Origin of the sequence: Niastella caeni (genome assembly GCF_004834005.1) — a bacterium.
In the GTDB taxonomy this organism is placed as follows: Bacteria; Bacteroidota; Bacteroidia; order Chitinophagales; family Chitinophagaceae; genus Niastella; species Niastella caeni.
Genome location: NZ_STFF01000004.1, coordinates 383,710 through 399,719, shown reverse-complemented (window position 1 = coordinate 399,719; position 16,010 = coordinate 383,710). Strand labels below are relative to the sequence as shown.

Annotated in this window: 14 protein-coding genes; 11 read left to right on the top strand and 3 right to left on the bottom strand. The window is 42.6% G+C overall.

The features are described 5' to 3' along the window. The first annotated feature begins 130 nt into the window (after positions 1 to 130). The 7 genes from FAM09_RS16585 (at position 131) to FAM09_RS16555 (ending at position 9,922) form a co-directional block, all read left to right on the top strand. Entirely contained in the window at positions 131 to 3,094 is a 2,964-nt protein-coding gene (locus tag FAM09_RS16585) for a sensor histidine kinase (protein WP_136578247.1), read from the top strand. A gap of 2 nt (positions 3,095 to 3,096) precedes the next feature. Next, complete coding sequence (locus tag FAM09_RS16580; protein ID WP_136578246.1) at positions 3,097 to 3,837, top strand: LytR/AlgR family response regulator transcription factor; 741 nt, start codon at positions 3,097 to 3,099, stop codon at positions 3,835 to 3,837. A 136-nt stretch (positions 3,838 to 3,973) separates the two neighbouring features. Continuing rightward, positions 3,974 to 5,029, top strand: a complete 1,056-nt coding sequence (locus tag FAM09_RS16575) for a T9SS type A sorting domain-containing protein (RefSeq protein ID WP_136578245.1) — start codon at positions 3,974 to 3,976, stop codon at positions 5,027 to 5,029. A gap of 562 nt (positions 5,030 to 5,591) precedes the next feature. Next, positions 5,592 to 6,815 carry a hypothetical protein gene (locus FAM09_RS16570; protein WP_136578244.1) on the top strand — a complete coding sequence of 408 codons (1,224 nt, stop codon included), beginning with the start codon at positions 5,592 to 5,594 and terminating at the stop codon, positions 6,813 to 6,815. 162 nt (positions 6,816 to 6,977) lie between these two features. Beyond that, positions 6,978 to 8,102, top strand: a complete 1,125-nt coding sequence (locus FAM09_RS16565; protein ID WP_136578243.1) for a hypothetical protein — start codon at positions 6,978 to 6,980, stop codon at positions 8,100 to 8,102. A gap of 234 nt (positions 8,103 to 8,336) precedes the next feature. Next, entirely contained in the window at positions 8,337 to 9,227 is an 891-nt protein-coding gene (locus FAM09_RS16560; protein ID WP_136578242.1) for a cyclase family protein, read from the top strand. A 74-nt stretch (positions 9,228 to 9,301) separates the two neighbouring features. Next, positions 9,302 to 9,922 carry a hypothetical protein gene (locus tag FAM09_RS16555; protein WP_136578241.1) on the top strand — a complete coding sequence of 207 codons (621 nt, stop codon included), beginning with the start codon at positions 9,302 to 9,304 and terminating at the stop codon, positions 9,920 to 9,922. Positions 9,923 to 9,958: 36 nt separating this feature from the next. On the opposite strand, the gene rluF is transcribed toward FAM09_RS16555, so the two are convergent. After that, complete coding sequence (rluF, locus tag FAM09_RS16550) at positions 9,959 to 11,011, bottom strand: 23S rRNA pseudouridine(2604) synthase RluF (RefSeq protein ID WP_136578240.1); 1,053 nt, start codon at positions 11,009 to 11,011, stop codon at positions 9,959 to 9,961. A gap of 187 nt (positions 11,012 to 11,198) precedes the next feature. Here rluF and FAM09_RS16545 point away from each other — a divergent pair, with 187 nt between their 5' ends. Next, on the top strand, positions 11,199 to 12,191 hold the full coding sequence (locus FAM09_RS16545; RefSeq protein ID WP_208025583.1) for a YncE family protein: 993 nt from the start codon (positions 11,199 to 11,201) through the stop codon (positions 12,189 to 12,191). Between the two features lie 17 nt (positions 12,192 to 12,208). Here the strand turns inward: FAM09_RS16545 and FAM09_RS16540 are convergent, their stop codons facing one another. Both FAM09_RS16540 and FAM09_RS16535 read right to left on the bottom strand, forming a co-directional pair. Further along, positions 12,209 to 13,210 carry a radical SAM protein gene (locus FAM09_RS16540; RefSeq protein ID WP_166437183.1) on the bottom strand — a complete coding sequence of 334 codons (1,002 nt, stop codon included), beginning with the start codon at positions 13,208 to 13,210 and terminating at the stop codon, positions 12,209 to 12,211. A 74-nt stretch (positions 13,211 to 13,284) separates the two neighbouring features. After that, a complete protein-coding gene (locus tag FAM09_RS16535; protein WP_136578238.1) occupies positions 13,285 to 13,626 on the bottom strand; it encodes a hypothetical protein in 342 nt (113 codons plus the stop codon). A gap of 280 nt (positions 13,627 to 13,906) precedes the next feature. Here FAM09_RS16535 and FAM09_RS16530 point away from each other — a divergent pair, with 280 nt between their 5' ends. From FAM09_RS16530 to FAM09_RS16520, 3 genes are read left to right on the top strand one after another with little or no spacing between them, the layout of a single operon-like run. Further along, a complete protein-coding gene (locus FAM09_RS16530) occupies positions 13,907 to 14,518 on the top strand; it encodes a hypothetical protein (protein ID WP_136578237.1) in 612 nt (203 codons plus the stop codon). Between the two features lie 19 nt (positions 14,519 to 14,537). Next, on the top strand, positions 14,538 to 15,182 hold the full coding sequence (locus FAM09_RS16525) for a hypothetical protein (RefSeq protein ID WP_136578236.1): 645 nt from the start codon (positions 14,538 to 14,540) through the stop codon (positions 15,180 to 15,182). 12 nt (positions 15,183 to 15,194) lie between these two features. Next, complete coding sequence (locus FAM09_RS16520) at positions 15,195 to 16,010, top strand: sensor histidine kinase (RefSeq protein ID WP_136578235.1); 816 nt, start codon at positions 15,195 to 15,197, stop codon at positions 16,008 to 16,010.

Sequence of the window (16,010 nt, the reverse complement as noted above, 5' to 3'; positions counted from 1 at the left end):
AAGCTTTAAGAGAAATACTGGAGATCACTTTTTGGAAATAGCCTTTCGCTGCTTTTTTTACGGGGAGTTAAACCGAAATATGTAATTTTAATTTTTATAATTTTTTTTGGTTAAACCCTATCCCCTGAAAATGGTTGCTTTATATAATCGCATGATTGTGCAGTTCACCGTTGCATTTAGCAATACCAGTCTGCGCTTTTGTCTTCTTTTTCTGTTACATAATTTCATCTCTTCCCGGGCGATAGCACAGGAATACAGCTATAAACATTATGATGTAAAGGACGGACTGGCCGGCTCAACGGTTTATGATATACACCAGGACAGGGAAGGCTTTATATGGTTTGCTACCGAAACAGGATTGAGCCGCTTCGACGGAACGCATTTCAAAAACTTTACTACCAAAGATGGTTTGCCCGATAATACCATTTTACGCATCTATGAAGATTCTCGGGGGCGGGTATGGTTTATGCCATTCAAAAATGCCATCTGCTATTACCGGCAGGGGAAGATCTATAACCAGCAAAACGATCCGTTGCTGAAAAAAATTAAAATTGAGGAGTTTGTTACAGGAATAGCGGAAAACAAAAAGGGAATCCTGTTATCAGACGCTTGGCAATTTCACTTAATTAAACCTTCCGGTGCTGTAACTGCTATTGGACAGGAAGTGATTCCCAAAAATTCCATTTTAAAAATAGATACGATCGACGCTGAAAATTTCTGTTTCTTCAGTGCCTACAAATTTTATACAACAGATACAGAGTCTTTTGTTCTGAAGGATTCTGTAAAAGTTATCAGAGGCGGAGCAAGGCAAAGTATTGTCAATGACCGTATTTTCTGCTTAATGACTTCAGAAAACGCTCTTAATGTAAGATCTGCATACTACCACCTGGATTATTCTTATACGGTGCCACCCGTAAATGCAATGTCATACCTGAACGATTCCATTATTTGCCTGAATACAACACAAGGCACTTTCCTGTTTAATTTCCTGCGCCGCAAAATAGAAAAACGTTTTCTTGAAAATAGTAATGTGGGCGATTTCCTGATCGATGAAGAAGGCGGCTATTGGTTCACCACGCTTAATAACGGGGTATACCGGTTAAATTCTCCCTTTTTTAAAAACATTCATCAGGCAACTGCCGGCGCACAAAAGCTGGCCGTGCACGACCTGCAAAAGGATGCCAATGGTGTTTTATGGGCAGGTTGCGACCTGGGATACGTACAAAAAATAACAAATAATTCGCCGCAATTGATCTCTTTAAAGAACCAGGTTTCAAAAGCAAAAGGGCATGCCGTGATCTCTGTTCAAAAAAGAGGGGATCTCCTCGTGGCCGCTTGTTCAGATACGTTATACACAATTCGACCTTTTTCTTTACCCAGGCCATTCAGGGCATATAATGCCATTAAACAGGTTGTATTTAAGAACGACAGCGAGTTGGTCATTGCAGGGTCCAATGCTATATACACATCCAGGCTAACCCAGTTAAATCAACACAAAGTATTGTGGATGGGCAGAACCACCTGCTTACTGTACAGGAAGGGCGAAACGTATTTTGGAACATTAAATGGCCTTTATTTATTAAGGTCCGATTCAATAGTTGATCATCTCGACGCCATAAGCCCGCTTTTACGTACACGCATAACGGCCATTAAGGAAGATAGCAACGGAATCATCTGGGTCACGAGCGGAAGCGAAGGGGTGATCGGCTTAAAGGACAACCAGGTAAAATGGCATTTTAACGAAAGCAATGGCCTTAGCAGTAATACAGGCCGGTGCGTGGCCATTGATACAGGTTGCATTTGGGTTGGCACCGATAATGGACTGAACAGGATAAACTTTCACAATAACACCACCTCCATAACGCAATATTCATCGGCCGACGGGCTGGCTGCCGATATGATCAATACGGTACTAATTGACGGCAATATGGTATATGCCGGCACTCCGGAAGGCATCTCTTATTTTGATAAAACGGTACAAACCTCTTTATCTGTATGTAAATTAAAAATGTTAAATATTGCCATCAATGGAAAGAAAACTGAGGCGGCAAACACAATTAACTTACAGTACGGCAATAACAGCATTCGCCTTGATTATGTAGCCATTTCATTTAAATCGGCAGCACACATTGTATATAACTACCGGTTAAAAGGGTTAGATACCGCCTGGAAAACCACTACGCAAACATCCCTTGAGTTCATTTCGTTACCACCCGGACAATATGCGCTGGAACTCTTTGCCGTTAACAAATTCGGTCTCAAAAGTAATCAGTATACAGTACAGCTCCTGGTGCCTGCACCGTACTGGCAAACAACCTGGTTTATTATAGGCTGTGTACTGGTAAGTATGCTGGCTACCGCCTTTATTTTTACGGGAAGGAACCGGTTGATGCGACGCAGGGAACAGGCCAAACAGCAGGTAGAACAACAATTACAGGAACTGGAACAAAAAGCGTTGCGCGCGCAAATGAACCCGCATTTTATTTTCAACTGCATGAACTCCATACAGGCATTCATAATGGACAAAGACATTATGAGCGCCAATAAATATATCAGCAGGTTTGCCAGTTTAATACGGCAAACGCTCAATAATTCCTTTCAACCTTTTATCTCAGTGGCGAATGAAGTAAAATACATTACTACTTATGTGAACCTGGAGCAAATGCGGTATAATAATATGTTCAGTTATGTCGTACATGTTGATGAGGATATTATCCAAGATGAAGTATTTATGCCGGGCATGATGCTGCAACCGTATATAGAAAATGCCATCCGCCATGGAATTCACCACCGGAACGACGATCGTGGGCGCGTTGATATCAGCTTTAACAAAAAGGACAACTATATTATTTGTACCATCCGCGATAATGGCATCGGACGGAAAAATGCACAGATAATAAAAACAAACGACCCCCGCGAATACCAGTCGCATGGCATGCAATTAACGCAGGAAAGGATTGATTTAATGAATAAAAATGCGAAGCATAAAATAACTGTAGCAATAACAGACCATACCGATAAGGAAGGAATGGCTGCCGGCACCGGGATAGTGATCCATTTTCCAATCTTTAATGCCGATAAACAGGAACTGTAGTTATGATACAATGTAACATTATAGACGACGAGCCTAAAAATATTACCATTCTAAAAGAATTGCTGAATCAGTATTGTCCCCATGTAACTGTTAAGGCAGAAGCGACAAACGCAACAGAGGCGATACAGGTGATCAGAAAAACCCAGCCCCACCTGGTATTCATGGATATTGAAATGCCAGAAACGAATGCTTTTGGCCTTTTAAACCAGTTGCTTCCTATAAACTTTGAGACCATTTTTGTAACAGCTTATGAAACCTATGCCTTTCAGGCTTTCAAATACAGCGCCCTTGATTACCTGTTAAAGCCAATAGATATCGATGACCTTACTATTGCCGTAGAGAAAGCGGTTACACGCATCCGGGAAAAGAATACCAACCGCAAGCCGGATTTTTTCCATAACCAGTTACCTGGTTATACTTTTTCTAAAATAGCATTATCAACCGCTGATGGATTAACCTTTTATCCTATTGCCGATATAGTCTGCTGCAAGGCAAAAGGCGCCTGCACACAGGTTGACTTTGTAAAAGATAAAAGCCTTACAACAGCAGGTACGCTCAAAGAATTTGAAGAAATGCTGCCGGCGGATGTTTTTTGCAGGGTGCATCATTCTTACCTGGTTAACCTCAATTATATAAAAAAATATTATAGGGGAAAAGGAGGATATATTGAATTGATCAACGGTCAAACCATTGAAGTATCACAACGCAAACGGGATGAATTTCTCGGCCGCCTGGGGCATTAGCCAGGTTGCAGTTATTGGCCAAAACGCAGCAGTTATTGTGCATAAGCGCGCACCTGTTACTTTTCTGTTTATACGGTTAGTGCATGTTGCTATTTTCATGAAGTAATTATAATTATAAACTATTAAACCACACTTCATGAAAAAAACTACAATTTTTACCGCATGTTTAAGTCTCGGTCTTGCAATGACCAGCACCGGTTCGCTTTTTGCACAAAGCTGGTCGTTAACAGGTAATGCAGGCACCAATTCATCATCAAATTTTTTAGGCACTACAGATAATAATGCCTTAATATTCAGGACCAATAATCAGCGGCGCATTGCCATTACAACGGGTAAATATGGCGGACTGGAGGCCGGTACGAGTAGCCTGCCCGGTTATATCGCTATTGCAAGCAGGGATATAGTAGATACCTTGCTACCGCTTATCATTACAGGAAATATCCAGTCTCAAACCTGGGGAAATAGCGCTGGCAGAACCATGGGACGGCTGATCAGGTTAAACCAGGGCCCCTCTGTCGCCAATGGAGGTGTAAACTGGTACGATATGGGCATAGGACAGGATACCTGTTTTTTTATTACCAATCACAGCGTTCCACCCACATTTGGCAATGGTACTATCCGCAAAAGAATGATCGTTGTAAGTCCGCAAGACCGGGTTGGTATTAATCTGCCAGGCAATGACGCTATCGGTACAGGAGCTGTGCCAACAGCAAACTTTCATACTAATGGCACTGTAAGGCTTCAGAATCTTCCATCCGGTACCGGTAATGTTCTGGTAATCGACAACGCCGGCAATGTTTATCGCGGCGCTTCAACAGGTAGAACCGCTTCCAATCCTGATCCCGAGGTGGAAAAATTAAGAACTGAAGTAGCAGAACTAAAGTCCATGATCACCGCTTTGAAACAGGGATATGTTCGGATAGCGACTGCTGAGGAGAAACTGTTAATACAAAATTCACCCAACCCGTTCACAAGCAGTACTACCATAAAATATGCGCTGCCGTCTTCTTTTCAATCAGCCTTCATGACTGTTAAAGACGCGAATGGCAAAGTGGTTAAAAACTATAACATAACAGCGCAGAACGGTAACGTAGTGCTCGATGGGGGCGAACTGGCTTCGGGCGTTTATTTCTACAGCCTGGTGGTTGACGGAAAAACAGTGGAGACCAAAAAGATGGTGTTAAACAAATAAAAACGGGACATCGCTCTAATATAGAGGGAGAGGGCGCTTAACTCGGTAAGAGATAAGCGCCCTCTTCTATTTGCACGAAAGGTGAAATGAAAGAAGTCATCCCGACTGAATCGGGGTTGCTTTTTTATACAACTTACCCCATACCGTGAAAACACCTTTTTTTATTTTACTAACGATAACGGAGTATTATATATGAAATTATTTCCCTATCTTGAAACTCCTAAGAATTCTTAAACAGTTGATATTATCAATTTACCTGCCTGGTTTGAGCTCCAGTTAATCACGAACATCTATAACTGAATATTTTATCTTAAAAGGCTAACTGCATTAGTAGTCAGGTTCTACATCCCATCTATTGTACAATTTGTATTTGGAAAGAGTGCATTTTATTAAGTCGTATACTATTCAGGTAACGACAATGGAATAATGTAATAATACGATACCATAATTTTTTTAAAAGTGGAGTTCAGATCCCACTTAATCTGTCCTGCTGCAGATAATTTTCAGCGGGGGCAAATCCCGAAAAGCCTTACGAGTAGGGGTAACTTAAAAACAATTGGGTATGAGCACGTTTTTAGATCTGCAAAATGGCTGGTATAATGGTTTTCTGCAAGGAATGGGACAAAGCCCGAATACGTTTCAGATCATTCAGCCGGCGCCACCAATCGCAAGCGGAGCGGCAGCCAATTCAACGTTCTGGGCTTATTACAACAATCTCCCCCCATTATCGCTAACGCAGCAGTTTATGGCCAGTGGTGGTAATCAATTCTATAACAACTACAGAGCATTAATGTCTGCTTTGGTTCCTTCAAGGAACGTTAATGTGGAAGGAGATATAGGAGCTGCCAATTATAAAAAATGGCAAAATTATATTTTGAGCCTGGCTACGCCGCCAACCATGAACCAGCTGCCTACTTTATTCAGGACCTGGGCCATGATCTATGCACCAAACGTTGCCAATATCGGGTCTTCAGATTATGCAGCGATCTTATTAGACCCCATTGCTACTGCTCAAAATGAACTGACATTAATTTACACAGATGCAAACGGGCTTCCGCTTCCTTTCAACTGGTCGCTTAACTACAACGATATGGTTAATCAACTGATTTCCGGCAACACAAGACAGTTTAGTTTCGATAGCAGCACCATGAATTCAAACGTAAGCGCTTCCTGGACAAAAGGTTCTAATTCGGGCTTTTTTGGTTTGTGGGGCGGAAGCACTACAACATCTGCTATCAGCCAGCAATTTGCTTCCAGCCATGTAACGGTTAATGCATCGTTTACACACGTGTTGACGTATGCCAATACACCTGGTATGTGGTATTATTCATCTGCCATGGGACTGGCTTATGCCAACAAAACCGGTAACCCATGGAGCGGCCAGTCCTCTATCAACTGGGATAATACCTTCGGAAGTAACGGAAACATGCAACGCTTTGCATCTAACCTCGTCATTGGGTCTGGCATGACTATTACAGTAACTTCCGACGCTACTTATTCCACATTGGATCAGCAAACCATTACTTCCAGCGGGCACGCAGGTTTCTGGCCATTCTATTCCGCTGGCGGCGGCAGCTCATCAACCAATACGGTGACCTTTGATGAACAGGGACATATGACCATTACCACTACAAGTATACCAGGCGTGCCTGTTGTACTTGGTGTAAATGTGCTTCCTATATCACAATTTGCAGGACATTCAGCCGCTCCGGCCGTTTCTTTGTATACTTCTGCGAAGAGTTACAAAGCGCCAAAGCCAGAATTAGCTGAAGAGTTCGCATCATAAAGAATAAAGGTGAAGAAACAGGAGGGAAGTTTAACTTCAAACATGTTCTTCAATTGTATGAAAAAGAAGAGGCAACACCCAAAACAGGTAACAGCCTCTTCTTTTTCTACTTATACATTACCATCTTCTCAGACCAGCGCTTATTTATAAAAGCATTTTATTATGACCATCAAAAACCTTTCCTGTGATAGCTTTACAGGAATTATGGATGCCTGGTACAACCAATTATGTGATAGTCTGCATTTGTCGATCAATAATTTTCAACTGTCACAACCGGTTTCAATTCCGGCAAATGATGAAGGTCTTTGCTCGTATTTTAATCTGGTTCCACCAAAAACTTTAAAATACAATCATTGGTATTACGATCAGCCAACTTTTTTCGGTCAATACGCAGCAATAGTAAATCAACTGCAATTTCCCGAAAGTTCATTTGAAAAAGATATTGGTAAGGCTACCTATGCAAAATGGAATAGCTATGTGAAGGGTTTACCCCAACCACCACCCGAAAACACATTACCTTCTGTTTGGTTTCAATGGGCTGTTATTAATGCGCCCTCGGTTGCAAATATTGGCCGCACTGATCTTTCCTGCCAGGTGCTTATTAAGAGCGGGCAGGCGGCATTAGCTCCTTATCAGGGACTCAATGCGAAAGCACCTGATTATTCACCAACATTTTCAGATTTAACGAACACGCTAAAGGCATCTCCATCGGCTGATTTTTCATTTGATTCAATGAATGGCAATCCCGATGTATCAAAGTCCTGGGTAGCCGGTATCGATCCTGATTTTTTTGGAATATGGACCGGAAGCTGGTGCGGGTTCCTCATTAATAAAAAATTTGCGCAAAGCGCTATTTCAATTTCTGCCACATTTGACCATTTTTCTGTTATACCTGTTACACCAGGCGCCTGGTATAATTCGGGGCTGCTTCATTTGGCACTGGCATCAAAATCGGTTCCCCCATGGAATTCCAACACCGGGTGGGATACCTATTTTGGCACTGATGGCGCCCTGAAATATGCGATAGGGTCTGTTCTTGCCGTAGATGGGATATCGCTTAGCCTTACTTCCGATGCTGATTTCAGCAGCGAAGAGCAATTGGCGATCAAATCACAGGTTGAGATGGGTTACTGGCCAATTTATTGTCAGCAAATACCTTCTGTTATAACAAACGATATTTCTTTTGAATCGGGAAGAATGACAATTAAGTGTCAATCTAACCCTGGCAACCCTGTGTTACTGGGGAACAACGTTTTTAGAATAGGTCAATACCTGGGAGGCGGTTAATACCCAAACAAGCAATTTGTATGTAAAGCTATTTGAAGCAGTACAACAGTTAGTTTTAGATGGTTGGTCGTTTAAAATGCCAACAGCATAATATTTATTTCATGCAGGAGGGATTTTAATACCCAAAAGCCATGAAGGTCTTCCAGGATTTTCAAGGCTTTTTTAATTTATCTTCGCTAAAGACAATCGATACTTCAATAACCCATTGTTGGCTCCTCACCTTAAAACATCAGTATGGATAAACGAGTGAAATTTGACTTTGAAATTTATTTTACCAACGGGGGAAGCATTAAAGGAAATGATTTCCGTCTGGACATCTCCGGCGAGGAAATTTCGGACAAGGAGCTTGCAGATTATATCGTAGCGGACCTAAGGCTTCTAATGGTGGGAGAAACTAAAATATTAAATAAAGTAATCTTCAATGAAAAACATAAACGGAAACCGATCAATGAATCGCATGGAAAGAAAATGACAATCGACCTAAGCCATACTATTGAGAACGGGCTTATAACCTACAAAGGCTTGCCGGCGCCTATAATTTGTGATTATTTGAGTAGGGAAGACTCACGAAAATTTTATGAGGAAGGAACAACGTTTCAGATAGGGAAAATTGAAATGGTGACAAACACCGGAACTTATATCGACTGTCCGTTTCATAGATTTGAAAATGGAAAAGATCTTTCGGAAATCAATTTAGAATGCTTCACCGATCTTGAAGGCATCGTGATTCGGGTACCCTACAGCGACACATTGGCTATTACAGAAGAACACCTGAGAAATCACGAGATCAGGGACCGGGCTGTTTTGATTCATACGGGTTGGGATGTAAATTGGAATACCGAAAGGTATTATGAAGGCCATCCTTACCTGACAAAAACTGCGGCAGAATATTTAAGAAATTGCAATGTGAAGCTGGCAGGCATAGATTCTCACAATATCGACTGCACGACAGGTAAAGACCGGCCCGTTCATACAATATTATTGGGAGCCGAAATATTGATAGTTGAACATCTTTGTAATTTACAGTTGTTACCTGATGAAGGATTCACATTCAGCGCTATACCACCCAAATTTAAAGGAGTAGGCACATTTCCGGTTAGGGCTATGGCCAAACTACAGCCATAATCCAGGTGAAAAATTGAAGGACTCCGTAATAGAATATTAAAATTATAAACTACAGGATTTGTAAAATTTACTGAATGAAAAAAATATTCGACAGATCGTTATTTCTGTTATTGACCTTATCATTTTTAAGTTGCAAAGAATCGACAACAAAAGAGAATCGATCAAATGGCGACCAGAAGATAGAACTGATGGCTGATGGAATTAAAAAAACGCTTGACCCGGCACCTCTTATTACCACAGCTTACACCAATTCTCACTTTATGTTAAGTTATCTAAGTGAAAAAGACGACATTCAGTTTACCATCTCAGCTTATATGCAGGACCTAAAACCTGGATCTTACCAGGTATACGATTGTAAATCTGCCTCTGAATGCGATGATGAAAAAGTACCTGACAATAACCAGATAGCACTGTATGGACCTTATCCTAAAAACCCACCGCCACCGGTAAACTTGTCCCGGGTCGCCTATTATGCACCCAGGCTTGGGCTTAAACCGTTAACGTTAGTTATTACTTCAATAACTGATGAACAACAATTGGGTAATCCATTTAAGACCAAAAGGATCAAAGGGCAGTTTAATGGCAGTCTGGCCCATGTAGAACGGCAGCAGGGCGGTTATGATTATTACGTTGTAGGAAAAACAACCCCGATCGATGGCAATTTTGAGATGTTTTGTACCATCCATCCGAATTAGCGCCTGCTGCATTGTTTATTTAGCAGGCTTAAAACATTACCGACGTCCTTTGCTTCGGTAATTTTTAAAAGAACCTTCTGCGCCTGAACGCTTTTCCTTTCTACCCTCGTGGTTTTTCTTTTCTTTACCCATATTTTTATTTGGGCGGGCGTTCTTTCCCTGCCGGTCCTGTGTAGATCTTGAAACAGCATTTTCGCTCTTCCAGGACTTCTCTGCCGGTTTACCTGTTTGAGGTTTACCTTTTTTAGCTGCGGGCTTTGTGGCGTTATGCTTATTGGCCGGCGCTTTGTCTTTTGGGGTAAAGCCGGAGTTTGAATGAGGCGGAGTTTGCGCAGCAGCTTTCTTCCTGCGAGCGGCCGATTTGCTTTCGGTTTTGGTTGAGTCGGCTACACTTTCCATCAACATCGATACTTCAGCATCACTGAGGTAACGCCATTTACCCAGGGCCAGTTTGTCGAGCCGGATGTTCATGATGCGAACACGTTGCAAACCAACTACCGCATAGCCGAGGTATTCGCACATGCGCCTGATCTGGCGGTTGAGGCCTTGCGTAAGCGTAATGCGGAAGGTTTGGCGGCCCATCATCTGCACTTTACAGGGCAACGTGCGGGTATCGAGAATGGGTACGCCCTGCGACATCTGTTGTACGAAAGCATGATCTATGGGCTTATTGACCCGTACGATATATTCTTTTTCGTGGTTGTTGCCGGCTCTCAGGATCTTATTGATGATGTCGCCATCGTTGGTGAGGAAGATGAGGCCTTCAGAGTCTTTATCGAGGCGGCCAATGGGGAAGATCCTTTTCGGGTAGCCCACGAAACTGATGATATTGTCTTTGATGTGTAATTCGGTGGTGGTGGTGATGCCCGGCGGCTTGTTTAGCGCCAGGTATACGCGTTTTTCTTTTTTGGCGGCAGTGATGAGGCTGCCATCCACTTCAACGGTGTCACCGGGCTTGTAACGGTTGCCCAGAACGGCTGGGCGGTCGTTTAAGAATACCCGGCCAGAGGTGATGAGTTTGTCTGCTTCCCGGCGGGAACAATAGCCGGTATCGCTAATAAACTTGTTTAAACTGATCGAATTGTCCAAAGATGTAATTTTTGAGTGGTCGGCAAGAGCTTTCCATGTGCAAAAGTCGGTAATTGGAAATAAAAAAGCGGATTTTTATAATTACCTAAAACTGTTTAGGTAATTCCTGCTGATTTTTTTAGTATATCAATCATAAAGGATTTATAAGTACATTGGTATAAGTTAAAAGTCACTTCAAATCATTCAAATGAAAACGAATACAGCACTATATAGGATGGCGTTTTGCATCGCGGGGTTATTAACTGCAGCCGCTGATCTGCAGGCGCAAACCGGTCAATCGCGCAAATTACTGGCGCTTTCAAAAGCCGATCATACATTAGCCATTGTAGATCCTGCATCGTTAAAAGTGCTTGCAAAGATGCCTGTAGGCGCCGATCCACATGAAGTAATTGCTTCTTCAGATGGAAAGACAGCCTATGTGTCCAATACAGGTGGCGGCCGTTTTCATGTGCTGAATGTAATTGACCTGGTAGCACAAAAGACAATTGATAGTATTGATACCAGTCCGTTAATGGGACCGCATGGACTGGCATTTGCCGATGGCAAATTGTGGTTTAGTGCAGAAGGTTCCAAAGCAGTAGGCCGGTATGATCCCGCAACAAAGAAGGTTGACTGGGCCATGGGCACAGGGCAGGGCAGGACGCACATGGTGGAAGTAACAAAAGACGGACAACATTTTTATACGACCAATACAATAGGTGGTACCGTTAGCCTGTTCAGCAAGGGAAATGTGGAGTGGGATCAAACAGTTGTTTCTACTGCCAAAGGAGTAGAAGGGTTTGATATTACCCCGGATGGAAAAGAAATTTGGGCCGTTGCAGCAGAAAACGGTTCCATTTACATAATAGATACGGCCTCCAAAGCAGTAATTAAAACACTTGAGGCGAAAGCAGTAGGAGCGAACCGCCTTAAGATTACCTATGATGGAAAACTCGCCCTGATCTCCAGCCTGCGCACCGGTGAACTGGTGATCTATGATGTAAAAGCACGCAGGGAATTAAAACGGATTAAAGTAGGTACTGGTGCTGCCGGTCTCTTAATTGACCTGGACAACACCCGTGCCTTTGTCGCCTGCTCACCCGACAATTATGTGGCGGTTGTGAATCTGAAAACCTTTGAAGTAACTACACGCATAGATGTAGGCGGAAGGCCCGACGGGCTGGCCTGGGCGCTGCAGTAACACCTTGCAGAGAACAGTTATTGATTAGGTTGAGTGTTCAGTAATTGCTCTTTGGGAAACAAAGTATGGCTCTTTTGGATCACCATTTCGCTCCAGTTAACAATTTCCAGTTCTTTATCAAGCATAATGTTGTCGTATGTAGCCTGGAAAAGATCGATTATATAACCCATTTTTTCATGCATAAACCGCCCGATCATGTATTGCAGCTTTTCGCCTGAATAAATGTTGCCGATGGTGAAAAAAGGCGAACAGCCATGAGCGATGGGCAATATATCGCCCTTTTCGTTTATGATCAGTTCTTTAAAGATGGTCGAAAACCCGCTGGCGCACAATTGCGGCTTGCAGCTTTCATGAAAAACAAAGTTGGGATTGTTTTTGATATTGTTGCGATGCAACAGATCGAGCTGTATAAAAATATCGTTTTCAAAATAGGTATTTAAATAATAGTGCGAGATATAGATCTTATACAGATCCGTTTGATCAAACAGCAACCCACCCAAATGTTGTGTGGCCCGGCCCGACATTTCCAGTGGATGCAAATGCAGCAGGCTGGCTTTTTCATCAACGGCAAACCCGGCCAGCCACGAAAGTATTTTCCAGCTATCTGGCAACAACGTATGAATAAAGCCGTAATTTATCGAATCTCTCAGTATAGCCACTCCTTCACGCATTTTTTTAAAGGCGCCAGGTTGCGATCGCATGTGATCGTGCATCTCCTCCTTCCCGTCGATACTTACCGCTATGAGGTCAACATATTTAAGTATATTTTTGGCGCGGCTCCCTTTTAACAACATCCCATTGGTGGTTACCGAATTAAAATAACCGGCCGATTTTGAAAACCGTACCAGCTCTTCGAGCGACTGGTACATAAATGGCTCCCCGCCCGACATGCTGATCACATTATATCCCACTTCTGCAGCCTGGCCTATGATATTGGCCAGGGCATCGAAGGCCAGCTCCTTTTTTATTCCCGGAGCCGATGAAGAGTAGCAATGCTTACAACGTAAGTTGCAGTTCAAACTCGGATGAATTTGAATTACTTTGGAAACCCTGCCCGCAGGCAGGGTTTTACATGACTCATTATTTTGTGACATCATATTTTCGGCATTTGTTCTGTTATTTTTTCAATTGTAAGATCTACCTGGAAGAAATGAGGCACAGGTATACCTTTTCTGAAAATGCGGATCTCTTTAAACATTTTATTAGCAATCAGTTCCTGGAAGGTGCCTGCTGCTTCAATAGGCAATTGCCCCTGTACCACGATCCTTTCAAATGCCGGGATACCATATATCCACCAGTCTACAATACGCAAACCGGCCGCATAGGTTTTGGAAATAGAACCAGATACATGCGACAGGTGCTCTTTGCTTAAATTGGCTGCCGAAAGATGCGCCATGAGCTGCTTTTCAACTTCGGCAAACGTTGTTTTTTCCATGATTATTTGTTTTAATTGCTTACTCTTTTATAAGGATTTTCAGCATTACTCCTATGTATACCACAGCAGTCATCAATTCAACGGTCATAAAGTTCCTTTACGGGAGAGCCGTAAACAATCCGAAAAGAACTGGATTTACACCCCCGCTTTTAATCCCTTCAAGCCCCGGAAAACCGGGTATTTCCCGGCTCCCCCCCTCCCAAATACCCGGAAAGTAGGGGGTGAAATGCTAAAAAATAGGCGCAGCTTTGTAATACTATTCCACTCAAAACATTTAACCATGAACAACACACATCGTTTTTTATGGCTGGCAGTTCCTGCAGCATCATCATTTGTTGTGATCTTGTTTATTGCAGCAACCACTTTGTCAACCAATGGCATACATCAATCGGCCGGCAATAATTACCGGTTGCATAAAACACTCGATGCAAAAGCACTACAACAATGGCTGGTTAAAAACAAAAGCGGCAAACTGATATTGGACATATATCCTGTAAAACAAACTCCCAATGCAAATAAGAAAGACTTTGATGTGCTGGTAGTGCCGCGTAACAAAGATGGGAAGCCGTTTACACAAACCCACAAAGGTACATTTGAAAAAGGATCAGCCAATTATGCGCATTTCCTGCACCAGAAAAATATGGCAGCCGGCGCTGTGCAGTTAGGCTATCAGGCAACGATAGATGAACAAAAATTAAAAAAAGGAACAAAAGTTGAAATATTCATCGATGCCATGCAACCGGTATTCAACAAATTATATTTTTCGACCTACGGCCAGGGGCAGCGTTTCTACTCCGACAGCGCTCCTATTGGTAAATGTCCACCTTGTTTATTCGACCCCCAAATGGCTGAGATATTGACGCAGGAATACGAAAAACCAACCAGGAAATAAATGACCTTTTTCCACGAGCATGAACATACCAGATATCATATTCTTCATCTTATTACTGGCAGCTATTATTTTTTATATCATAGCGGCTGGAAAAAATAAACATTTCGGCAGCACCGTTATTGCGTACCTGGTACTGATCCTGGTTACCAGTACATTAGCCGTATACATGATAAAAACAGGTGTGCGTAATAATCTATTTCTGTTCCATATATATACCCCCATTGAATATACTATTTTAGGCTTGCTGTACCGGAATGCGGTAACAGGCGCCCTGTTAAAAAAGATCATTACCACCTCCATTCCATTTTTCGTAGTCCTGAGCACTGTGTTCTCTGCTTTTGTTCAAAAACCAGATGAGAATAATTCCTTCATCACCGTTATAGAGTCGCTGCTGATATTATCCTGGTCACTGTTCTACTTACGCGAAATACTTTTATTACAGCAGGTTACCCATCTGCACCGGTTCCCGATGTTTTGGGTTTGTGTGGGTATTTTATTTTATTTCACCGGCAGCCTCATTACCGAAGGCATGTTGAATTACCTGATCAAACATTCGTTACCCCTTGCCCGGCGCGTGTACAGTATTAGCTATATTTTTAAATACCTGTTATTTATACTGCTTATGATCGGCGCCTGGTGCCAGATCGCTTTTAAAGGCGCCTGATCATTATAAAACATGGCAACCGAAAACCACGATATTTTTTTTATGATCATTGGGGGCACCATTGTGCTGCTGTTGCTGCTTTGCTTCATCATTTCTTTTTTATTTGTTTATAAGGCCCGCCAGGAACGGCACAAGCACGACATGCAGGAAATAAAAAAGCAGTACGACCAGGAGATCCTCAAAACACAACTGGAAATAAAAGAGCAGACCTTAAAGAATATATCGGAAGAAATACATGATAACGTTGGACAGGTATTATCACTGGCCGTACTCAACCTAAGCGCCCTTGAATTTAAAGATGCCGAAAAGGCTTCCCAAAAGGTTGATAATATCACCAGGCTGATTGAAAAGGCGGTTTCTGACCTGCGCAATTTATCCAAAACTATGGACGCCTCTAATATTGCCCAGGTGGGCCTGGCAGCTATCATTCAGTTTGAATTGGAGATGCTGGAAAAAACGGGTATGTATAAAACGGCATTTACCCTTTCGGGCACTGAAAAAAGACTAACGGCTTCCCGGGAAATTGTGATCTATCGCATTGTGCAGGAATCGTTAAACAATGTGATGAAACATGCGCAGGCCACTTCGGTAGAAGTGGCGTTGGTTTTTTCAGCAACCCACCTGGTTATTGACATGGCCGATAATGGCCGGGGATTCGACATCACCAATACCAACAAAGGCCCTATTCACAGAAATGGCGCCGGTATAAAGAATATGACGAACAGGGCTACCCTGATCGGCGGCGAATTGACCATTAAAAGCGTACCTTCATATGGCACCCGGGTACTCTTAACGGTTCCCTATACGGCCGACACGATACACCATTAA